The following is a 21712-nucleotide window of genomic DNA, read 5'->3' as shown; positions in this document are numbered from 1 at the left end:
CTCACCGCCGCCTCACCGTTCGCTTCTCCGCCCGCCCGGCGACCCCGCGCCCCGCCCCCACCCCCGGGCCCGGAGGCCTCGCGTGCGTCGCTCACCGCCGCCTCACCGTTCGCTTCTCCGCCCGCTCGGCGACCCCGCGCCCCGCCCCCACCCCCGGGCCCGGAGGCCTCGCGTGCGTCGCTCACAGGGCGGCCCGCGCCTTGAGGGGCTCCCACCACTCCCGGTTGTCGCGGTACCACCGCACGGTCTCGGCGAGGCCCTCGGCGAAGTCCTTCGCGGGCCGGTAGCCCAGCTCGGTGCGGATCTTGGTGCAGTCCACGGAGTAGCGGCGGTCGTGGCCCTTGCGGTCGGCGACGTGCTCGACGCTGTCCCAGCCCGCCCCGCACGCCTCCAGCAGCAGCGCGGTCAGCTCCTTGTTGGACAGCTCGGTGCCGCCGCCGATGTTGTAGACCTCGCCCGCGCGGCCCCGGGTGCGGACCAGGTCGATGCCCTGGACGTGGTCGTCGATGTGCAGCCAGTCGCGGACGTTGCCGCCGTCGCCGTAGAGCGGTACGGGCAGGCCGTCCAGCAGGTTGGTGATGAACAGCGGGATGACCTTCTCCGGGAAGTGGTGGTGCCCGTAGTTGTTGGAGCAGCGGGTCACCCGCACGTCCAGGCCGTGGGTGCGGTGGTAGGCGAGCGCGAGCAGGTCGGAGGCCGCCTTGGACGCGGAGTAGGGCGAGTTGGGCTGCAGCGGGTGGGTCTCGGGCCAGGAGCCCTCGTCGATCGACCCGTACACCTCGTCGGTGGAGATGTGCACGAAGGTGCGCAGTCCCGTGCGCAGCGCGGCGTCCAGCAGCGTCTGGGTGCCCAGCACGTTGGTGCGGACGAAGTCGGCCGCGCCCAGGATGGAGCGGTCGACGTGCGACTCGGCGGCGAAGTGCACGACCTGGTCGTGGTCGGCGAGCAGCCGGGCGGCCAGCCCGGCGTCGCAGATGTCGCCCTCGACGAAGCGGAAGCCGGGGTGGCCGCGCACCGGGTCGAGGTTCGCGGGGTTGCCCGCGTAGGTGAGCTTGTCGAGGACGGTCACCTCGACGCCGCGGCCGCCGGCGGGACCGCCGGGGCCCAGCAGCGTGCGCACGTAGTGCGAGCCGATGAAGCCGGCGCCGCCGGTGACCAGGACGCGGTCGGTCATGAGGAGATCTGCACCTTGCTGTGGTCGCCGAGCACCAGCCGGTGCGCGGAGGGGTGGCGGGGGGCGGGCGTCACCTCGACGTTGCGGCCGATGAGCGAGGCCTCGACGCGGCCCACCCCGCACACCGAGGAGTCGCGCAGCACGATGCTGTACTCGATCTCGCTGTCCCGGATCACGCAGCCGCCGGCCACCGAGGTGAAGGGGCCGACGTAGGAGCCCTCGATGAGGGTGCCCGGGCCGATCACCGCGGGGCCGACGATGCGGCTGCTGGCGACCTTGGCCCCGGCGTCGATCCTGACCCGGCCGATGATCTCGCTGTCCGCGTCGACCTCGCCCTCGCAGCCCGGCTCGACGGTCTCCAGCACCGAGCGGTTGACCTCCAGCATGTCGGTGACGTTGCCGGTGTCCTTCCAGTAGCCGGAGATCGTGGTGGAGCGGACGTCCCGCCCCTCGTCCACCAGCCACTGGATGGCGTGGGTGATCTCCAGCTCGCCGCGCCGGGACGGCCGGATCGCGCGCACCGCGTCGTGCACGGCGGGCGTGAAGAGGTAGACGCCGACGAGCGCGAGGTCGCTGCGCGGGACGTCCGGCTTCTCCTCCAGGGTGCGCACCCGCCCGTCCGGGCCCAGCTCGGCGACACCGAAGGCCCGCGGGTCGGAGACCTTCGTGAGCAGGATCTGCGCGTCCGGGCGCTCGGCGCGGAAGTTGTCGACGAGGGCGGTGATGCCGCCGACGATGAAGTTGTCGCCGAGGTACATCACGAAGTCCGCGTCGCCGAGGTAGTCCCGCGCGATCAGCACCGCGTGGGCCAGGCCCAGCGGGGCCTCCTGGCGGATGTAGGTGACGTCCAGGCCGAGCGCGGAGCCGTCGCCGACCGCCTCGCGGATCTCGTCGGCGCTGTCACCGACGATCATCCCCACGTCGGTGATCCCGGCGGCCGCGATGGACTCCAGGCCGTAGAAGAGGACCGGTTTGTTGGCGACGGGTACGAGCTGCTTGGCCGAGGTGTGGGTGATCGGCCGCAGACGGGTCCCGGCGCCTCCCGCGAGCACAAGTGCCTTCACGTTGCTCGTCCTTGTCAGGGGAACGGCGGTGGACGGCCAACCCGACTTCCGATGGCCTCGGCACGAGCATAGCGACCCGGCGGCGGATCGCCCGCCGCCAGGCGCGTGGCGTCTGATCGTCCGTCAGGCGGCGCCGGCCTCCTCGCGGGCCTCCTCGGTGTCCGCGCCACCCTGTCCGTCCTGTCCGTCCGGGCCGTCCGGCCCGTCGGCGCGGGAGCCCTCGTCGTCCTCGGGGTCCAGCTCGATGCGCAGGGCGGCCAGCCGGGCGATACGGTCCTCGGCGCGGCCGGCCAGGTCGCGCGCGGCGCGGCCGAAGCGCTCGATCGACGCGGGCTCGTCCGGGCCGAGCAGGTACTCGCGTATCTCCCGCCGCGCCTCGGCCAGCGGGTCCTGCTCGGGGCGCACGACCGCGGCCACCAGCTCGCCCACCCGGGCGGCGCTGTTGTCGAGGATCAGCGCGGCGCGCGCGGCCGTGTTCTGCCGCTTGAACTCCTGCTCTCCGAGCCCCGCCGAGTCGGTGATCGCGTACGGCTTGCCGGTCGCGACGAAGTCCGACACGACGCTGGAGATGTCCGAGACCATCGCGTCGGACTGGTTGAAGCAGTCGTACAGGTGCGGCGCGGGGCCCGTGACGACGGTGTGCTCCCACGGCGCGATGGACGCCCAGTAGGCGGTGTCGCGCTCCGCCCGCAGCCGGGACAGCCGCTCACCGGCGGCCGGGTCGGTCAGCGCGTCCCGCGAGACCACGGCCTCGTCGTCGCCCTTGGCGCCGGGGCCCGCGGTCAGCGCGGCGATCTCCGCGTCCAGCCGGGCGACCTCGGCGCGGGCCGCGGCCCGCTCGGCGGCACCGGCAGCGGTCCGCGCGGCCCACGCCGGGTCGGCGCGGCGGGCGGCGGCGGCCTTCTCGACCATGGCGGCGATCTTCTGGTGGGCGGCCTTGGCGCGCTTGTCGACCGTGCCGGTGAAGGGGTGCGGCTTGTACAGCACGCGGACCGGGGGCTCGGACTCCAGCAGACCGCGGACGATGTTGGCACCGGCCAGGATCAGCGAGGTGTTGCCCGGGTCGTCCGTCCAGCCCTCCCACGTGGGGGCGTAGAGCACGGTGGGGATGCCGTCGGGGGCGGTGCCGTCCCAGGTGCGGATGGGGTCCAGCTGGGGGCGGCCCACCTCGACGATGTCCTCGTCGCGGACCCCGACCTCGGCGAGGGCGTAGCGGTCGCGGCCGGCCTTGCCCGCGGTCCACACCTCGTCGTAGACCTTGCTGAAGGGGTTGACGCTGGCGATCTTGTCGCTGTCGCCGTGGCCGACGAAGACGTGCTTGATGGTCGGCACCCGCAGCAGGTGGATGTTCTTGCCGACGTTCGCCGGGTAGAGCGCGACCCGCACGCTGGACAGGTCCATGTTCATCAGGTGCACGGCCCCGGGCACGCACAGCACCGGCACGTCGGTCGGGGCGAGCTTGGCGAGGATCACCTCCTCGCGGAGGATCACCAGCGGGCGCTCCTTGAGCTGCTCCATCGTGCTCAGCCACATGTTGACCTGGTAGGCGGAGTCCGGCGAGCCCGAGAAGTACAGCACCGTGGTGGGCCGGTACTCGCGCAGCCAGGTGTCGATGAACGCCAGCGCCTTCGGCCGGCCGGCCGGCAGCCGCCGCTTGAGCAGCAGGTAGGGCGCGACCAGCAGCACGTACAGCAGCGCGAGGCCGAGGGTGAGGCCGAGGCCGGTGTACGCGTAGGCCGCCGTCTCCTCGTGCGCGTAGACCAGCAGCCCGGCCATCGCGAACAGGTCCAGGTGCAGCATCTTCTCCTGGCCGCGGGCGGCGAGCCAGGACGGCGGGGCGTCCGGGATGCGCAGCCGGCTCAGGTCGATGTTGCGGGTCAGGTACGGCAGCCTGCGGCGGTTGCCGATGAGCGTGAGGAGCGCGCCGTGCGGGGCCTGGAGCCCGTAGAAGACGACGAAGACGACGACGGCGGAGGCGAAGGCGCCGGTGCCGCCCAGGCCCAGGCGGGCCAGCAGCAGCAGGACGGTCAGCTCGCGGATGAGGAAGCGCGCGGGCAGCCCGACACCGAGGAGTGCCAGCCGGTCGACCAGGTAGCTGCGGCGCTGGTGCAGGGACCAGTCGGCGAGGTAGCCGACGGCGGTCTCGGCCGCGAAGAACCCGGCGGACGGCAGCAGCGCGGCCACCAGCAGGCACGGGTAGCTGACCAGCATCAGCGCCGCCGCTGCGAGTTCGGTGCGCGAGCCCACACGGGCTACACGGATGACCTTCGAGATCACGGGGTGGCTGCTCCTCGGTTCCTCAGTATCTCAATGTGCTGCGGTCTGCCGGAGCGGCAGCACCCCCCGCGGCCGCTCGTGGGTGAGGTGGCGCGCGGACCCGTCAGGGGTGCGCGGACCCGGTGCCGTCGCCGTTGTCGGCCAGGGTGCGGGCGAGCGCGGCCTCGAAGCCGGACACGGCCGCACCGCCCCGGGTGGGGTCCTGCTGGCGCACGTCGATGACGTGCCCGGTCATGGCGGAGAGCAGGACGTCCAGCGAGGTCCTGGCGACGGCCTCGGAGGACAGCAGGCTGCCCTCGGGCTCCTGGCCGAAGGCCTTGGTGCGCATGGGGGTGGCGGTGCGCTCGGGGTTGACGCAGTTGACGCGGATGCCGTCGGCGGCCCACTCGTCGGACAGCGCCTGGGTGAGGTTGACCATCGCGGCCTTGGTCGAGGAGTACAGGCTGTAGTCGGCCCGGCCCCGCGTGTAGCTGCTGGAGGTGTACAGCAGCAGCTGGCCGCCGGTCTCGGCGAGGTACTTGTGGGAGGCGCGGGCGATCAGCACCGGGCCGAGGTAGTTGACCCGCAGGGCCTCCTCGACGACCGCGCCGTCGGTCTCGGCGAGGCGGCCGATGCGCAGCACGCCCGCGGTGTTCACGACGTAGTCGATGCGCCCGGTCTCCTGGTAGGCGCGGGCGAGCGCGTCCTCGACCTGCTGCGGGTCCTCCACGTGGGTGCCGGTGGTGGAGCGGCCCAGCGCGTAGACCGTGGCGCCGTGCTCCTCGGCTATCCGCGCGAGGTCGCCGCCGATGCCGTACGAGCCCCCGAAGACGACCATGGTGCGCCCCTCGAGCGCCGCCCGGTAGGCCTCCGCGTCGGCGGGGTGCGGGGCGGCCGTGGAGGCGAGCTGGAAGAGCTTGTCGGCGATGAAGACGTCGACGGGCTGGGTGACCTTCATGTTGTACTCGTCGCCCGCGACGACGTGGATCGGCACGTCCGGCAGGTAGCGCAGGACCACCGAGCAGTCGTCGGTGGCCTGGAAGTTCGGGTCCGTCCCGGCGATCTCGTACGCGCGGCGGATCGTGGACAGCTTGAAGGCCTGCGGCGTCTGGCCGCGGCGCAGCCGGGAGCGGTCCGGGATCTCGGTGATGAACTCGCCGTCCTCGCCGTGGGTGCGCGTGACGATGATCGTGTCGGCGGACGGGATGGCCACGTCCACGGCCTGGTAGCGGTCCAGGGCGGCCACGCAGTCGGCGATGATGCGCTGCGACAGCAGCGGCCGGACGGCGTCGTGGAAGAGCAGGTTGCGGTCCTCGCCCTCGGCGAGGTCGGCACCGAGCACCTGGATGGCGATCTCGGTGGTCTCGTTGCGGGTCGCCCCGCCCTCCATGATCCGTGTCACCTTGCCCAGGCCGGCCTTGGCGACGATCTTCTGCACGTCGGGCACGTAGCCGGGCGCCATCAGCACCAGGACGTCGTCGATGCAGTCCGCCTGCTCGAAGACCGCGAGCGTGTGCTCGATCACGGACTTGCCCGCAATTTTGAGCAGCTGCTTGGGTATCGACAACCCGACCCGTTGACCGGTGCCACCGGCGAGGATCACGGCGGTGGTGCGGGGTGTGGCGGTGTGCTGCGACAACGGAAAAACCTGCCTGGTGCGACGAGGGATTGATCGATGTTCTCACCGGGGGTAACCCGGTCGCAAGGCGGACCACCCGTGAGCGTCCCCCACTGTTCGCCGATCGTATGCTTTTCGAGCATCCCCGTACCGGAAGGCGCCTCACAGTGAACTACAGGGTTCAGCCCACCGCCCAGGTCGACGAGACGGCCGAGATCGGCGCCGGCAGCAGCATCTGGGAGCTGGCCCAGATCCGCGAGCAGGCCGTGCTGGGCACCGGATGCGTCGTGGGCCGCGGCGCCTACGTGGGCACCGGTGTGGTCATCGGCGACAACGTCAAGCTGCAGAACTACGCCCTGGTCTACGAGCCGGCGCGGCTCGGCGACGGCGTCTTCGTCGGCCCCGCGGCCGTGCTCACCAACGACCAGTACCCGCGCTCGGTGGACCCCGAGGGCAAGCAGAAGCGCGGCGGCGACTGGGAGGCGGTCGGCGTGACCGTCGCCGAGGGCGCCTCGCTCGGGGCCCGCTCGGTGTGTGTCGCCCCGGTCACGGTCGGCCGCTGGGCGCTGGTGGCGGCCGGCGCGGTCGTCACCCGTGACGTGCCGGACTTCGCGCTGGTCGCCGGTGTCCCCGCCAAGCGGCTGGGCTGGGTCGGCCGGGCCGGCGTCCGGCTGGTCGAGCGGGAGGGCGAGCCGGGCGTGTGGGAGTGCCCGCAGAGCGGTGCGCTGTACGACGAGGCCGACGGCGTCCTGACCGAGCGCGCGGGCTGACGGCTCCGGCCCACGGAGCGGCGCCTCCCCGGCCGGGGAGGCGCCGCTTTCGTGTTTCAGCCCCGGCCCAGGAAGAGCCGGTCGAACTGCGGGCTGATCACCGACCAGTCCCACGTGTCGAGGGCGTACTTCGACGCCTCCGCGGTGTCCTGGCGCCAGGCGTCCGCGTCGGTGGTGTGGGCGAGGATGCGCCCGGCCGCCTCCTCCGGGGTCGCGACGATCCAGTCCGCCGGGTAGATCGTGCGGGCGCCGTTCTCCTTGCCGGCGAAGAACGGCCAGTCCCGGACGACCGGGAGGGCGCCGCTGACGGTGCCCTCCACCAGTGCGCAGTGGAAGCTCTCGCGTACCGACGTGCTGAGAATCACACCGATGTCGGTGAGCACGGAGGGGACGTCGTCGGAGCGGCCGAGCAGCGAGACGGCGCCCGTCTCGGTCAGCTCGACCAGCTCCCGGTTGAGCTGGTCGACGTACTGCTTCGCGCTGCCGCTGGCCTCGCGGTCCGGCAGGTCGCCGACCACCACGAGCCGGTAGCGCTCGTCGTGCTTGCGCAGCTCCCGCAGCACCTCCAGGGCCCAGCGCGGGTCCTTGGCGACGGCGCTGACGCCGACCAGGCCGAGCGTGAAGCGCGCGTCGGCGGACGTCTTGGGCCGCTGGTAGCGCGGCAGGTCCATGGCGTTGGCGATGACGTGCAGCTTCGGGCCGCCGGGTTCACGCAGGGCCGACAGTACGTCGACGGTGAGGTCGCGCAGGTGGTCGCCGACGAAGACCAGGTCGTCGATCCGGCTCACGTCCATCACGTGCGGCCAGAACGTCCACGCCTCGTAGCTGTGCAGGCGCACCACGATCCGGGTGTCCCCCGGGTCGATCAGGGTGAAGAGCGCGGCGGCGTTGGTCGCCCAGTCCACGAAGACGGTGTCGGCCCAGTCCAGGTGCGGCCGCAGCGCGTGCTCGGCCGCGGTGCCCAGCCCGCGCAGGCCGCCGAGCTGGTACTCCATCATGCCCAGGCCGCTGGTGGCGAGCTTCCTGAGGTCCTCGTCCTCCTTGAGGCTGAGGTAGCGGATCTCGACGCCGGGGTGGTCGGCGTAGCGGTCCATGATCGGCTGCAGGAAGTTCGCGTTCGCGTACGTGGTGACCAGCAGCCGCAGCGGCCGGTCGGTGGGTATCGGGGCGGCGGGCTGCTGCCTGCCGCGCGGCCGGGACAGCTCCGCGAAGACCTTGCTGGCGCGGAAGGGCGCCAGGTAGGCCGCCGTGTCCTCGGTCAGCGGCGAGGTCATCCGGTCGAAGTGCAGGGCGCGGTGGAAGGCCAGGCTGAGCGCGGCGGACAGCTGCTTGGAGGCGCCCTTGGGGTCGCCCTCGGCGTAGAGCTGGTCGGCCAGCGCCAGCTGCGCGCTGATGGCCGCGGTGCGGGTTTTGGGGTTGTCCGCGCCGGGCGAGATCGTCCTGCGGCCGGCCCGGGCCATCAGGTCGGTCTTGATGGCCAGGTCGCCGACCTGCTCCGCGGCCTGGGTCAGGACCAGGGTGGCACCGGTCTTGCGGCCGCCCTTGACCATGCCGTTGCTGACCCGTACGGCCATCTCCGCGCGCACACCGTCCGGCAGCTTGGGGGCGCCGACGGCCGCGCGCCACGCCTTGGCCCCGACCGCGGTGCGCATGATCTTGCCGGACGTCGACAGGTAGTACGCCTTGCGGGCGGCGCGGGCGGTGGTGCGGGCCGCGGTCACCGGTGAGGGCAGCGAGCGGTAGACGTCCCTCACCGCGTAGTGGCCGGGCCGGGCGGCACGGTCGTCGAGCGCCTTGAGCGCCGCAGCCACGCCGAACACGGCGTCGGCCCGGCGGTTGCGTTCGGCGAGCCGCCACACCGTGTAGATCGCCGCCTGGTCGAGCGCGACCAGCACATCGGCCTTGCGGCCGTACCGGCGCAGCCAGCGGTCGCCCTGGGCATAGCGCCAGGTGCGGGTGAGCAGCGAGGCCTTCGCGGCGTTCTTCATGAACTTCGCCCCGTGCGCGGCCTCGGCGGCCGCGCTGAGCGAGTACGCCTCGGCGAGCGGCAGGTCGCTCTCGATCTCGTCGAGGGCGAAGGCGACGGCCAGCCGCACGGTGGCGCCGGCGGCCGCGAACTTCTCCAGCGACGACCTGAGCACCGCGGGCTGGGGCACGTTGCTGGCGACCAGCAGTACGTCGGTCATGCGGGCACGCCTTCCGCGTCCGTCGCCCGGGCGCCGAGCGGCGTGGGCGATGTCACCATTTCCGTCAGCTCGCGCACGGCCGGGGCCATCTGCGCGGCGCGCGCGTACTTCGCCGCGTGCGCGCGGGCGGCGGCGCGGGTCTCCTGCGTGGCGCCCACCGCCAGATGGGCCGCGTCGGAGTACAGCTCGGCGAGCTTCGCGGGCTCGAAGCCGCGCGCGCCCGTCCACAGCGGGTGGCCGGCCATGACGTTGGAGGCGTCGTGCTCGACGTTGTGCGCGGACATCACCGGCAGCCCGGTGGCCATGTACTCGTAGACCTTGCCCGAGGTCATGTACCGGCCGCCCATGATCATCAGAAGGAGGACGTCCCAGGAGGCGAAGATCTGCGGCACCTCCGCCTTGGGGGCGGGGCCGCCGAAGGAGACGCCCTGGTCGGCGTTCTGGTGGATGAGCTCCATGTGCGCGTTGGCCTCGCGGTTGCCGCCGGAGCCTATCTGCCCGCGTATCTCCAGCCGCGACCTGGCCACCAGCGGGTCGTTCTCCCGGGCGAGGCGCCAGCCGTCCAGCACCGACTTGAGGATGCGCGGCGGCGACGTGACCACGCCGAGGTGGCCGAAGACCAGCCCGCCGGCCGGGTCGGGGTCGCGCACGGCGGCGGGAATGCTCGCCTCGTCGTAGCCGTTGCGGACGACCCGGACCTTGTGGGCCAGGTCGGGGTTGCGGGCCCGGTACCAGTCGGCGATCGGGTCGTTGACCAGCCAGTGGACGAGCGCGTTCTCCAGGATCTTGCGCTCCCAGCGCCCGGAGATCGAGTGCGGGGTGAAGGCCTCGCCGCCGTCCACGACGTCCACCGACCAGCCGTCGCGGTAGTCGATCGCGTACGGGACGCCCTCGCTCTGCCACAGCTTGTACGCGGCCGCCTGCGTGACGTAGGGCACGCAGGTGGCGAGGACCAGGTCGGCGGGCTTCTCGCGGTGCAGCCGGAGCACGGCCTTCTCCAGGTCGCCCTTCCAGCCGCCGAACAGCGGCTCCGGGAAGGACTTCATGCCCGCGGCACGGTAGCGGTTGATCCAGCCGCCGGGGTTCAGCGCGCGGTCCTCGCGGTACTTGCGCAGGTCCGTCTCCAGGTCGGCGCGCACCAGGGGCAGCTCGACGACGCGGACGGCGGGGTCGACCCGGTCGGAGAGCGTGTGGTCGAGACCGAAATCGCGTTCCCAGGACTCCTGCTCGATCGTCACCACGGTGACGTCCCAGCCCTGGGCTATGAACTGGTTGGCCGTCTCGGTCATGCGGTATGCGCAGCTCTTGGCGGCCGGCGGGAAGCCGATCGCAAGGTAGATCACATGCCTGCGGCTTCCGCTCTGCGGACGGTCCTGAGATCGCTGATCAGCGGGAGTGTGCGACACCTGAGAACGCTAGCACAGGCGTCGCACACCCCCGATGGGGTGACAATCCGATGAAGTTCAGCCGCCGATGACGACCCGGCGGACGCCTTCCCAGCGGGCCGGGTCGGTGGTGCGCCGGCCGTCGACGAGCACCCGCACGCCGGGCAGGTCGGAGGCCGACAGCTCGCGGTACTCGGCGTGGTCGGCCTGGAGGACCGCGGCCGTGACGGGCTGCCCGGTGTGCGGGGTGAGGCCGAGCGCCGTCAGCTCCTCGTCGGTGTACATCGGGTCCGAGACGTACGGCACCGCGCCGCGCTCGGCGAGCGCCGCGACCGTGCCGAAGACGCCGGAGAAGGCCGTCTCCTTGACGCCGCCGCGGTAGGCCGCCCCCAGCACCAGGACCTCGACGCCGGCCAGGTCGCCGTACGCGGCGGCCAGCAGGTCCACGGCGTACGACGGCATGGCCGCGTTCGCCTCGCGCGCGGCACGCACGACGGTGGCCTCCGGGTCGTTCCACAGGTACATCCGCGGGTAGATCGGGATGCAGTGGCCGCCGACGGCGATGCCCGGCTGGTGGATGTGGCTGTACGGCTGGGTGTTGCACGCCTCGATGACGGCCTTGACGTCGATACCGGCCTTGTCCGCGTAGCGCGCGAACTGGTTGGCCAGGCCGATGTTGACGTCGCGGTAGGTCGTCTCGGCGAGCTTGGCCATCTCCGAGCCCTCGGCCGACCCCAGGTCCCACACGCCGTTGGCGCGCGTGAGGTCGGGGCGCTCGTCGAAGTCCAGCACCGCCTCGTAGAACTCCACACCGTGCCGGGCGGAGGCCTCGTCGATGCCGCCGACGAGCTTGGGGTAGCGGCGCAGGTCGGCGAAGACCCGGCCGGTGAGCACCCGCTCCGGGCTGAAGACGAGGTGGAAGTCCTCGCCCGCGGTCAGGCCGGAGCCCTCGGCGAGCATGGGCGCCCAGCGGTTCCGGGTGGTGCCCACCGGGAGCGTGGTCTCGTAGGACACCAGGGTCCCCGGGCGCAGGCCGCGCGCGATGTCACGGGTGGCGGCGTCCATCCAGCCGAAGTCCGGCACGCCCTCGGCGTCCACGAACAGCGGGACGACGACGACCACGGCCTCGGACTCGGCGACGGCCGCCGCGGTGTCCGTGGTGGCGGTCAGCAGTCCGGCGCCCACGACCTCCTTGAGCTTGACGTCGAGGTCGAACTCGCCGGGGAAGGGCTCGGTTCCGGCGTTGACCAGCTCGACGACCTTCTCGTTGACGTCGGTGCCGATCACCCGGTGGCCCTTGGAGGCGAACTGCACGGCCAGCGGCAGCCCGATCTTGCCCAGGGCCACGACGCAGATGTTCATGGGTGTTACTTCTTCCTGAGTCGGAGCAGTCGCGCTGCGACGGCTCGCAGCCCGATCGGGGCGACGGTGCACATCAGCCGCCCCTTGCTGTCGTTGGAGAGGGCGACCGCGTACGTCCGCAGGCCGCGGCGCACCAGGCGCCACCGCCTTGTGCCGGAAGCGCTCAGCCGCACACGGTACGGCGTGCCCGCGAGGGTCACCGCGAGGACCGGGCGCCAGCGGACGGCACCGCGGGACGCGGCGGCGAGCGCCCGCAGCGGGATCCGCCCGCCGACGAGGGTCGCGGCGCCGCCCTTGGGCATGCCCTTGACGGAGGACTCCCCGGGCACGTCCGGCACACCCTCGGCCCCGGTCATCACGAGCTCGACGCCGAAGGCCGGCCCCGCACCGTACGGGCCCAGCAGTTTGATCTTCGCGGTGAGGTCCAGGACGGGGCCCTGGCCGGAACGGCCCCAGACCGCGGAGGTGATCCGGGCACCGGCGGAGAGCCGGCCCGCGACGCTCTCCTCGACAATCTCGAACCACCGCATGGGCAGGGTCGCGTCGGCGTCCCGGAACCCCGGGTAGCGGGCGTAGGCGCGCTCGCCCTCCAGGACGAACGGCGGCGCGCCGTGCTCGGTCTCGTCCTCGATGAGGGCGCACAGCTCGTCCGTCCGCCGGGCCTGCGCGAGACCGATCCGGACGCGCTGCTTGACGCCCATGCTGTCGCGCACCGCGTCGGTGAGGTAGCGGTCGGCGAGCCCGGCGACGCCCTGGACCAGGCGCTCGCGCACGCCGGCGTCGAGGGCCGGGAAGTCGTCCTGGAAGAGCTTGGCCAGCTCCCAGCGGAAGTGCCGCATGAGCACGGCGTCCCGCAGCGGGCCGGGCTCGACCAGGCCGGCGACGTGGTCCATGACGCGCGCCGCGCACGCCAGGCGGGCCTCGTGGTTCGCCCGGTAGGTGATGTTCCCGGAGTCCTCGCGCTTGACGGCGTAGTAGTAGGTGCCGTCGGCGAGCACCGAGATTCGGGACGCGCGCAGGCACGCCTCGATCGTGAAGGGCTGGTCGCTGCCGACCGGCATGTCCTCGGGGAAGCGCAGCCCGTGCCGCTCGACCAGCTCGCGCCGGAAGAGCTTGGTGTTGGCCACGGTCCACGGCAGCGCCGAGTTGGTGAACGTGACGTCGTGCCGCGTCTCCTGGTAGAGCTCCTGGTGGACGTAGCGCCCGTTGGTGCCCTCCATCTTGCCGACGACCACGTCGGAGCCGTGCTCGTCGGCGGCCGCGACCATCCGCTCCAGGGCGAACGGGGCGAGCCGGTCGTCGGAGCCGATGAAGAAGACGTAGCGGCCGGTGGCGGCGTCCAGGGCCTTGTTGCTGGGCGCCGCCGGTCCGCCGGAGTTGGGCTGCCGCAGCACCTTCACCGTGCCCGGGTAGAGGCTGGCGAAGCGCTCCAGCTCCTTCAGGCTGTCGTCGGTGGACCCGTCGTCGACGGCGACGACCTCCAGCTGGTCCAGGCCGATGGTCTGCTCGACGAGCGAGGTCAGGCACTCGGTCAGGTACGGCATGGTGTTGTAGACCGCCGTCACGACGGTGACATCCGGCGGAGGCGTCATCTAGCGCCCTCCGGGCGGAGCAGCCGGGTGTAGACGCCGTCCAGCACCTTCGCCTGCGCCTCCCAGGTCCATTCCTCCAGCAGACCCTCGCGCGCGTACGCCTTCGTGTAGCGCTCGGGGTCGGCCAGCACCTCGCGGACGGCGCGCACGTAGTCGGCGGTGTCCTTGGCGGTGAAGACCTCGCCCTGGCCGGTCTCCCGGGTCACCTTGGACATCGTCTTCACGTCGCTCACCACGAGCGGCAGCCCCGCGTGCGAGTACTCGAAGAACTTGGTGATCAGCGCGATCTCGTGGTTCGGCCAGTGGTGGATCGGGATCACGCCCACGGTCGCGCCGGACAGGAACGGCACGATCTGCCAGTGCGACACGTACGGCACCGCGTGCGCGCGGTCGCCGACACCCAGCTCCTCGGCCCGCTTGAGCAGCCCGCGCACGTACGGCGCCTGCGGGTCGCCGCACACGAACACCGCGTGCGTGCCCGGCAGCTCGGGCAGGCCCTCGACCATGATGTCCAGGCCGCGCTGTGCCGCGGCGAGGCCGCTGTAGACGAGCAGCGGGACGTCCGGGCCGACACCGCACAGCTCGCGGATGTCGGGTACGGGCTCGTCGACGGTCTTCTGCGTGACGGCCTTCGCGGGCGCGTTGAGCACGACCGCGGGCAGCTCCTTGAGGCCGTGCGTGTCCCGCAGCAGCTCCGCGAGGCCCTCGGAGACCGTCATCACGGCGTCGGCGTGGCGCGCGTGCTCGCGCTCGTAGCCGACCATGGCCGGCAGCGTGCGCTTGTTGGCCCACGAGCGGACACCGGGGACGAACTCGTGCGCGTCCCACACCAGCTTGGTGCCGCGGCCCGCGGCCCGGCCGCGCACGGCGGCGCGGGCGCCGACGCCCAGCATGCGGAAGTCGTTGGCGTGGATCAGGTCCGGCTTGAGGGCGTCGATGACCGGGCCGAAGCTCAGCTCGAAGTCCCACACGTTCGGCGACAGACGGCGCCACGCGCGCTCGCGCATGGTCGTCAGCCAGAAACGGGTGACCAGCCGGTCCAGCGGGGCGGAGCGGGTCCGCCGCAGCGCGGCGAGCTGCTTGGTCTGCCGGGAGCGCAGCTTCACCCAGGACGCCGTGACCTTGGCGGCCAGCTTCGGCACGACCAGCCCGAGCGGCGAGCTGCCGCCGGGGCCGCCGGACCGGCGGGCGTCGGCGCGCACCCGGAGGTCGGCCCGCCAGGCCTTGACGTGTGCCTCGCGGTAACCCTGGACGCGGGCCGACTGGTAGGCCAGCGGCCGGCGCAGCAGGGTGCCGCGCAGTTCCTTGGGCGGCACCGACAGCTTGGGCGTCATCCGGACCAGGTGCACGTCGGCGTCGCCGAGCTGCCAGTGTTCCTCGCCCTTGCCGGGGTACCTGCCGAGCAGGATGACGTCCCAGCCCGCGGCGGCCGCGGAGGCGGCGGCCTTCTGCACGCGCGAGTCGCCGTGCACACCGTTGTCGACGAGCATCAGGACCCGGCCGCGCGTACCGCGGCCGGGCCACGAGGGAGCGTTGGCGCTCATGACCTGACGCCCGCCCCTTCCGTCAGGCGAACGGTCTCGCCGGTCTGCGCGGCCTCGATGACCGCCGAGGAGACCTCGACGGTGCGCAGGCCCTGGCGCAGGGTGACGATGTCGGCGTCCTTGCCGAGCATCGCGTCCCGGAACAGCTCGTGCTCGACGAGCAGCGGCTCGCGCTTGGCGAGGGCGTAGCGGACCATGTCGCCCTCCGACACCCCGCGGAAGGCGCGCAGCGCCTCCCACTCGGTGCTGATGACGCCGTTGGCGAAGAACGTCAGGTCGGCGGTGAGGGTGTCGGCCACGAAGCAGCCGCGCTCGCCGGTGACCACGGTGGTGCGCTCCTTGAGCGGGCTGAGCCAGTTCACCAGATGGCTGACCATCGTGCCGTCCTCGAGCTGGCCGACGACCGCGACCATGTCCTCGTGCTCGCGGCCGCTCTTGGAGACCGTCCGGGCGGACACCGAGGTGTAGTCGCTGCCGGTGACCCAGGAGGTCAGGTCGATGTCGTGGGTCGCGAGGTCCTTGACCACGCCGACATCGGCTATGCGGTGCGGGAAGGGGCCCTGGCGGCGGGTGACCACCTGGTAGACGTCGCCCAGCTCACCGGACGCGAGCCGCGCCCGCAGGCTCTGCAGCGCGGGGTTGAAGCGCTCGATGTGGCCGACGCCGGCCACCAGGCCGCGCGTCTCGAAGGCCTCGACGAGCCGCTCGGCGGCCTTGACGGTGTGCGCCAGCGGCTTCTCGACGAGGGCGCCCGCACCGGCCTCGGCCAGCGCCAGGCCGACCTCCTCGTGCAGCGCGGTCGGGCAGGCCACGACCGCGTAGTCGACGCCGATCTCCAGCAGCTCGGCGACCGTACCGACGACCGGGGCGCCGTGCGCGGCACCGTTGACGTCGCCCAGCGGGTCGACGACGCCGACGAAGTCGACCCCGTCGAGCCCGGCCAGGACGCGGGCGTGGTTGCGGCCCATCGCGCCGAGGCCGACGAGGCCGGCGCGCAGCCGCCGACCGGTGGACTCGCTCATCGCTGCTCCCCCAGGGCGTTGACGGCGGTGACGATCCGCTCCAGGTCGTCCTGGCTCAGCGACGGGTGGACGGGCAGCGACAGCACCTCCGCCGCGGCCTTCTCCGTCTCCGGCAGGTCCCACTGGCGGTTGATCTTCTGGTCCGGCTCCCAGAACGGCTTGAGCCGGTGGATCGGCGTCGGGTAGTAGACGCCGCTGCCGATGCCGCGCTCGGCGAGCGCCTTCTGCGCGGCGTCCCGGTCGGCGACCCGGATCGTGTACTGGTGGTAGACGTGCCGGGCGCCCTCGGCGACGGGCGGGACGACGACCCCGGTGAGGTTCGCGTCCAGGAACGCGGCGTTCGCGCGGCGCTGCTCGGTCCAGGCGGCGAGCTTGCCGAGCTGGACGCGGCCGATCGCGGCGGCGACGTCGGTCAGCCGCATGTTGGCGCCGACGATCTCGTTGGCGTAGCGCTGCTCCATGCCCTGGTTGCGCAGCAGCCGCAGGGTGCGGGCGGTCTCCGCGTCCGGGGTGCTGACCATGCCGCCCTCCAGGGCGTGCATGTTCTTGGTCGGGTAGAAGCTGAAGCAGGCCGCGGCGCCGAAGGCGCCGACGGGGGTGCCGTTCAGGGCGGCGTCGTGGGCCTGGGCGGCGTCCTCGACGACCGCGAGGCCGTGCTTGGCGGCGATGGCCACGATCTCGTCCATCGCGGCGGGGTGCCCGTAGAGGTGCACGGGCATGATCGCGGCGGTGCGCGCGGTGACCGCGGCCTCGACGGCGGCGGGGTCGACGCAGAAGCTGTCCGGGTCGATGTCGACGAAGACGGGCTCTGCGCCCACCAGGCGGACGGCGTTCGCGGTGGCGGCGAAGGAGAACGACGGCACGATCACCTCGTCGCCGCTGCCTATGCCCAGCGCCAGCAGCGCCAGGTGCAGGGCGGAGGTGCCGGAGTTCACGGCCACGCAGTGCCGGTCGGCGACGAGCGCGGAGAACTCCTGCTCGAAGGCGGCCACTTCGGGGCCCTGCACCACGCTGCCGCTGCGCAGCACGCGCACGGCGGCGTCGATCTCGTCGTCACCGATGACGGGTCGAGCGGCGGGTACGAATGCCGGCTCAGCGCCTGACATGGTTCCCTCCCTTTCCGCACTTTGCGTAAGGCGGGTGCGGACGCCTCGCCGGAGGCCGTACCCGAGGTGTGGATGTCTGTCCGGCGGCCGGTCCCGTGGGCCGCTCGGCTGTCCTCACGGCCGGGCGCCGCACAGGGCAACCGACCGTTCGGTTCCAGATCCCCGCTGCCGCGATGGTCGTACCGGCACAACGGCAGGGCAGCACGGCGGGCGGGTGCTCTGGCGCCCTCACAGTACCAGGGGTACTCAGCCGCTCCGGCGGCCCGACGTGCGGGATCACACCGCCCCGGGCGGCCCGGCGGCGCGGCATTCCGCACCGGCCGCGCGCTTACCCGCACGGAGCCGCACAGTGGATCACGCACGGCATCCGCCGATTTCCCGCGTGATCACTCCGGTGAACTCCCGGCGTCCGATTGAAGACACCGTCCTGAATAATCCCGCGGGGCTTCTTCCCGGGCGGCTCCGGCCGGATTTCCGCTCATTCACGGCCGGAACACGGCGGCCCGGCGGCCGCGCACCGGTGAATTCGCCGCCGCAGCCCCGCCCGCCCGCACCGCACCCGCACCACGCCGTACCTGCATCGGGCCCGTACCGCCGGGGGCGCCGCCGAACGTACTCCACAGCGGAGTATCCCCCCGGCAGTACCTCGTTATTCCTCGGTTCACTTTGTCTTTGCATTCACAGACGGGCGGCGCAACACATGAATGCGGGAGGCTAAGCTGACCGAACGGGGTATGGTGCGGGCACCGCCGCCACTCCCCCACACCCACATGCGGCGCCGAAAGTGATCCCCATGCGACTATCGATCGTTGTCCCCTGCTACAACGAAGAGGCCGTGATCGACGTCTTCGACCAGCGGATCCGCGAGACGCTGGACACCTTGGACGTCGGCTACGAGCTGTGCTACGTCGACGACGGCAGCAAGGACGGAACGCTCGACCGGCTGCGCGCCCTGGCCAAGAACAACCCGGACAGCACGCGCTACGTGTCCTTCAGCCGCAACTTCGGCAAGGAGGCCGGCATGCTCGCCGGCCTGCGGGAGGCCACCGGCGACGCGGTCGTCGTCATGGACGCCGACCTCCAGCACCCGCCGGAGCTGATCGGCCGCATGCTGGAGCTCCACCACCTCGGCCACGACCAGGTCATCGCCCGCCGCACGCGCGAGGGCGACAGGAAGCTGCGCTCCGCCGTCAGCCGGCTCTACTACCGGATGATCAACTCGTGGGTGGACGTCGAGCTGACCGACGGCGTCGGCGACTTCCGGCTGCTGTCGCGCCCCGCGGTGGACGCGCTGCTGTCGATGCCGGAGTACAACCGCTTCTCCAAGGGGCTGTTCTCCTGGATCGGCTTCGACACCGTCACCTTCGACTACCGCAACGCCGCACGCGAGGCCGGCGAGACGAAGTGGCGCTTCGGGTCGCTCATCAACTACGGCATGGACGGGCTGATCTCGTTCAACAACCGCCCGCTGCGGATCGCCATCTACACCGGCCTCGGCCTCGCGGCCCTCGCCGCCGTCTACGCGGCGGTCATCACCGTGCAGGCCATCGTCCAGGGCCCGACCGCGCCGGGATACGTCACCCTGCTCGTCGCGATCACGGGCCTGGGCGGACTCCAGATGATCATGCTGGGGCTGATAGGCGAATACATCGGCCGCATCTACTACGAGACCAAGCGCCGCCCGCACTTCCTGGTCAAGGAAACCAACGCGCCGCGCGCCTTCCGGGTCGGCGACCAGGCGGGGGCGCCGTACGGCGAGCTGCGCCCGGAGCGGCGGGCGGGGGCGGAAGTGCCCGAGCCCGCGGAGCGCTCCGGGCCGCTGGGGATCGGTTAGGTTCGGGCGTGCCCAAGCTCACTCCGCAACTCCTCCAGATAGTCCGGTTCGCCCTCGTCGGCGCTGTGAACACCGCCACGTTCTACGGCTTCTACCTGGCCCTGCACCCGCTGATGCCCTATTTCGCGGCGTATTCGGCGGCCTTCGTGCTGAGCATGATCGGCTCGTTCTTCCTCAACACGTACTTCACCTACCGCACCCGGCCGACGTGGCGGAAGTTCTTCCTCTTCCCGCTGACCAACGTCACCAACTACGTGGTGACCAGCATCGGGGTCTACGTCTTCGTCGAGTGGGTGGGCATGAACGACAAGGTCGCGCCGCTGGTCGCGGCGGCCGCCGCGATCCCGTTCACCTACGTGCTGTCCCGGCGGATCCTCACGCGGGACGTCCCCGGCGGGACCGCCGGGGACGCCGGGAACACCGCGGGCACCGCCGGGGAGGAGCCGGCGACGACCGCCGTCTGACGCCGGGGCCGCCGGGGCCGCCCGGGCTCAGGCGAACGGGTCGAAGTCCCGGTACTCGTCCTCGGCCTCGTCGTGGGCGGCCTGCTTGTCCTTGCGCCGCTGCGCGGCCGCGCGGGGCGCGTCGAAGCGGTGGTCCTCGCCGCGACGGCCGAGCATCTCGGCGCCGGCGGCCATCGTGGGCTCCCAGTCGAAGACGACCGCGTCCTCGTCCGGGCCGATCGCCACGCCGTCGCCCGCCTTGGCGCCCGCTTTGCGCAGCTCGTCCTCGACGCCCAGCCGGTTGAGCCGGTCGGCGAGGTAGCCGACGGCCTCGTCGTTGCTGAAGTCCGTCTGCCGCACCCAGCGCTCCGGCTTCTCGCCGCGCACCCGGAAGAGGCCGTCCTCCGCCGTCACCGTGAAGCCGCTGTCGTCGACGGCCTGCGGGCGGATGACGACCCGCGTGGACTCCTGCACCGGGCGCGCCGCGCGCGTCTCGGCGACGATCTGCGCGAGGGCGAACGACAGCTCGCGCAGCCCCTCGTGCGCCACCGCGGAGACCTCGAAGACCCGGTAGCCGCGCGCCTCCAGGTCCGGCCGGACCATCGACGCCAGCTCGCGGCCGTCCGGCACGTCGATCTTGTTGAGGACCACGATCCGCGGCCGGTCCTCCAGGCCGCCGCCGTACGCCCGCAGCTCCGCCTCGATCACGTCGAGGTCGGAGACCGGGTCGCGGTCGGACTCCAGCGTCGCGGTGTCCAGCACGTGCACCAGCACCGAGCAGCGCTCGACGTGCCGCAGGAACTCCAGGCCCAGCCCGCGCCCCTCGCTCGCGCCGGGGATCAGCCCGGGGACGTCGGCGACGGTGTAGACGGTGTCGCCCGCGGTCACCACGCCCAGATTCGGCACCAGCGTGGTGAAGGGGTAGTCGGCGATCTTCGGCTTGGCCGCGGACAGTACCGAGATCAGCGACGACTTGCCCGCGCTCGGGTAGCCGACGAGCGCCACGTCCGCGACGGTCTTCAGCTCCAGCACGATGTCGCGCGCGACACCCGGCTCGCCCAGCAGCGCGAAGCCCGGTGCCTTGCGGCGGGCCGAGGCCAGCGCCGCGTTGCCCAGGCCGCCGCGGCCGCCCTGCCCGGCCACGAACGACGTGCCCTGCCCGACCAGGTCGGCCAGCACGTTGCCCTCGGTGTCCAGCACGACCGTGCCGTCCGGCACCGGCAGCACGAGGTCCTGGCCGTCCTTGCCGGAGCGGTTGCCGCCCTCGCCGGGCTTGCCGTTGGTGGCCTTGCGGTGCGGGCTGTGGTGGTAGTCCAGCAGCGTCGTGACGTCCTGGTCGACCACCAGGACGACGTCGCCGCCGCGTCCGCCGTTGCCGCCGTCGGGGCCGCCCAGCGGCTTGAACTTCTCCCGGTGCACGGAGGCGCAGCCGTGGCCCCCGTTACCCGCGGCGACATGCAGCTCGACGCGGTCCACGAAGGTGGTCATGGCGTTTCCTCCAGATACGTACGGGTGCGCCCCTCGGCGCTGTCATAACGCGCCGAGGGCGGCCCCGCTTCCCGTCTGCCGGGAAGCAGGTCCGCCCTCGGAAGGTTCTCGGTGTGCCGCTCAGGCAGCCGGAACGATGTTCACGACGCGGCGGCCCCGCTTCGTGCCGAACTCGACCGCACCGGCCGACAGCGCGAACAGCGTGTCGTCCTTGCCGATGCCCACGCCCGCACCGGGGTGGAAGTGCGTGCCGCGCTGGCGGACGATGATCTCACCGGCGTTGACGACCTGGCCGCCGAAGCGCTTGACGCCGAGCCGCTGAGCGTTGGAGTCGCGACCGTTCCGGGTGGACGATGCGCCCTTCTTGTGTGCCATCTCTCCTCAGTCCCTTACTTCGCGGCCGCGGCGGGGATGCCAGTGATCTTCAGCGCCGTGTACTGCTGGCGGTGACCCTGACGGCGCCGGTAACCGGTCTTGTTCTTGTAGCGCAGGATGTCGATCTTCTGGCCCTTGTGGTGGTCGACGATCTCGGCCTGGACCTTGATGCCGGCGAGCACCCACGGGTCGCTGGTGACGGCCTCGCCGTCCACCACGAGCAGCGTCGAAAGCTCGACGGCGTCGCCGACCTTGCCGGTGGGAATCTTGTCGACCTCGACGATGTCGCCGACGGCCACCTTGTGCTGGCGGCCACCGCTACGCACGATCGCGTACACGCGGAACTCACTCTCTGCTCGATGCGAAACCCCTGACGCCAGCCGTCCCACTCTGCTCGACGGGAGGCCTCTCCCGGCTGCCGCCGGAAGGAATCTGCTCAGGAGAAGGGCGCGATGCGCCGAGGCTCAACCTTACGTATCGCCTCGACCGGCGG

Annotated in this window: 17 protein-coding genes; 3 read left to right on the top strand and 14 right to left on the bottom strand. The window is 72.1% G+C overall.

Features of this window, described 5'->3' with window-relative positions:
* Window positions 1–181: 181 nt before the first annotated feature.
* The 4 genes from rfbB to ACH4SE_RS10540 form a co-directional block, all read right to left on the bottom strand.
* Window positions 182–1174: a dTDP-glucose 4,6-dehydratase gene (gene rfbB / locus ACH4SE_RS10555; RefSeq protein WP_398542934.1), complete on the bottom strand. Its 993-nt coding sequence runs from the start codon at window positions 1172–1174 to the stop codon at window positions 182–184.
* Entirely contained in the window at window positions 1171–2238 is a 1068-nt protein-coding gene (locus ACH4SE_RS10550; protein WP_398542933.1) for a glucose-1-phosphate thymidylyltransferase, read from the bottom strand. Before ACH4SE_RS10550 ends, rfbB begins: the two co-directional genes overlap by 4 nt.
* A 123-nt stretch (window positions 2239–2361) precedes the next feature.
* Window positions 2362–4515, bottom strand: coding sequence for a hypothetical protein (locus tag ACH4SE_RS10545; protein ID WP_398542932.1), 2154 nt, complete (start codon window positions 4513–4515; stop codon window positions 2362–2364).
* A gap of 103 nt (window positions 4516–4618) precedes the next feature.
* Complete coding sequence (locus ACH4SE_RS10540) at window positions 4619–6133, bottom strand: SDR family NAD(P)-dependent oxidoreductase (protein ID WP_398542931.1); 1515 nt, start codon at window positions 6131–6133, stop codon at window positions 4619–4621.
* Between the two features lie 146 nt (window positions 6134–6279).
* Between ACH4SE_RS10540 and ACH4SE_RS10535 the strand changes: the two genes are divergently transcribed.
* Window positions 6280–6882, top strand: a complete 603-nt coding sequence (locus ACH4SE_RS10535; protein WP_398542930.1) for an acyltransferase — start codon at window positions 6280–6282, stop codon at window positions 6880–6882.
* A 56-nt stretch (window positions 6883–6938) separates the two neighbouring features.
* On the opposite strand, the gene ACH4SE_RS10530 is transcribed toward ACH4SE_RS10535, so the two are convergent.
* From ACH4SE_RS10530 to ACH4SE_RS10500, 7 genes are all read right to left on the bottom strand, one after another.
* Window positions 6939–9068 carry a glycosyltransferase gene (locus tag ACH4SE_RS10530; RefSeq protein ID WP_398542929.1) on the bottom strand — a complete coding sequence of 710 codons (2130 nt, stop codon included), beginning with the start codon at window positions 9066–9068 and terminating at the stop codon, window positions 6939–6941.
* The gene (locus ACH4SE_RS10525; protein ID WP_398542928.1) at window positions 9065–10411 is read right to left on the bottom strand and encodes a glycosyl transferase; all 1347 of its coding nucleotides are present in this window, start codon (window positions 10409–10411) and stop codon (window positions 9065–9067) included. The genes ACH4SE_RS10530 and ACH4SE_RS10525 overlap by 4 nt, the downstream gene beginning before the upstream one ends.
* A 120-nt stretch (window positions 10412–10531) precedes the next feature.
* On the bottom strand, window positions 10532–11815 hold the full coding sequence (locus ACH4SE_RS10520; protein ID WP_398542927.1) for a nucleotide sugar dehydrogenase: 1284 nt from the start codon (window positions 11813–11815) through the stop codon (window positions 10532–10534).
* A 5-nt stretch (window positions 11816–11820) separates the two neighbouring features.
* Window positions 11821–13407 (bottom strand): glycosyltransferase family 2 protein, encoded by a 1587-nt coding sequence (locus ACH4SE_RS10515; RefSeq protein ID WP_398542926.1) that lies wholly within the window; start codon window positions 13405–13407, stop codon window positions 11821–11823.
* Window positions 13404–14951, bottom strand: coding sequence for a glycosyltransferase family 4 protein (locus tag ACH4SE_RS10510; RefSeq protein WP_398542925.1), 1548 nt, complete (start codon window positions 14949–14951; stop codon window positions 13404–13406). The genes ACH4SE_RS10515 and ACH4SE_RS10510 overlap by 4 nt, the downstream gene beginning before the upstream one ends.
* On the bottom strand, window positions 14948–15973 hold the full coding sequence (locus ACH4SE_RS10505; RefSeq protein WP_398542924.1) for a Gfo/Idh/MocA family oxidoreductase: 1026 nt from the start codon (window positions 15971–15973) through the stop codon (window positions 14948–14950). Before ACH4SE_RS10505 ends, ACH4SE_RS10510 begins: the two co-directional genes overlap by 4 nt.
* Window positions 15970–17079 (bottom strand): DegT/DnrJ/EryC1/StrS family aminotransferase, encoded by a 1110-nt coding sequence (locus ACH4SE_RS10500; RefSeq protein ID WP_398542923.1) that lies wholly within the window; start codon window positions 17077–17079, stop codon window positions 15970–15972. The genes ACH4SE_RS10505 and ACH4SE_RS10500 overlap by 4 nt, the downstream gene beginning before the upstream one ends.
* A gap of 793 nt (window positions 17080–17872) precedes the next feature.
* On the opposite strand from ACH4SE_RS10500, the gene ACH4SE_RS10495 reads away from it, so the two are divergent.
* Entirely contained in the window at window positions 17873–18913 is a 1041-nt protein-coding gene (locus tag ACH4SE_RS10495) for a glycosyltransferase family 2 protein (RefSeq protein ID WP_398542922.1), read from the top strand.
* A gap of 8 nt (window positions 18914–18921) precedes the next feature.
* A complete protein-coding gene (locus ACH4SE_RS10490) occupies window positions 18922–19377 on the top strand; it encodes a GtrA family protein (RefSeq protein WP_398542921.1) in 456 nt (151 codons plus the stop codon).
* Between the two features lie 27 nt (window positions 19378–19404).
* On the opposite strand, the gene obgE is transcribed toward ACH4SE_RS10490, so the two are convergent.
* The 3 genes from obgE to rplU form a co-directional block, all read right to left on the bottom strand.
* The gene (gene obgE / locus ACH4SE_RS10485; RefSeq protein WP_398542920.1) at window positions 19405–20844 is read right to left on the bottom strand and encodes a GTPase ObgE; all 1440 of its coding nucleotides are present in this window, start codon (window positions 20842–20844) and stop codon (window positions 19405–19407) included.
* 120 nt (window positions 20845–20964) lie between these two features.
* Entirely contained in the window at window positions 20965–21219 is a 255-nt protein-coding gene (gene rpmA, locus ACH4SE_RS10480) for a 50S ribosomal protein L27 (RefSeq protein ID WP_398181621.1), read from the bottom strand.
* A gap of 14 nt (window positions 21220–21233) precedes the next feature.
* Complete coding sequence (gene rplU / locus ACH4SE_RS10475) at window positions 21234–21557, bottom strand: 50S ribosomal protein L21 (protein ID WP_398443169.1); 324 nt, start codon at window positions 21555–21557, stop codon at window positions 21234–21236.
* Window positions 21558–21712: the final 155 nt, after the last annotated feature.

Origin of the sequence: Streptomyces sp. NPDC020983, assembly GCF_044333485.1 — a bacterium.
Classification (GTDB): Bacteria; Actinomycetota; Actinomycetes; order Streptomycetales; family Streptomycetaceae; genus Actinacidiphila.
The sequence above is the reverse complement of the archived record's forward strand: the minus strand, read 5'-3'. Positions and strand labels throughout refer to the sequence as shown.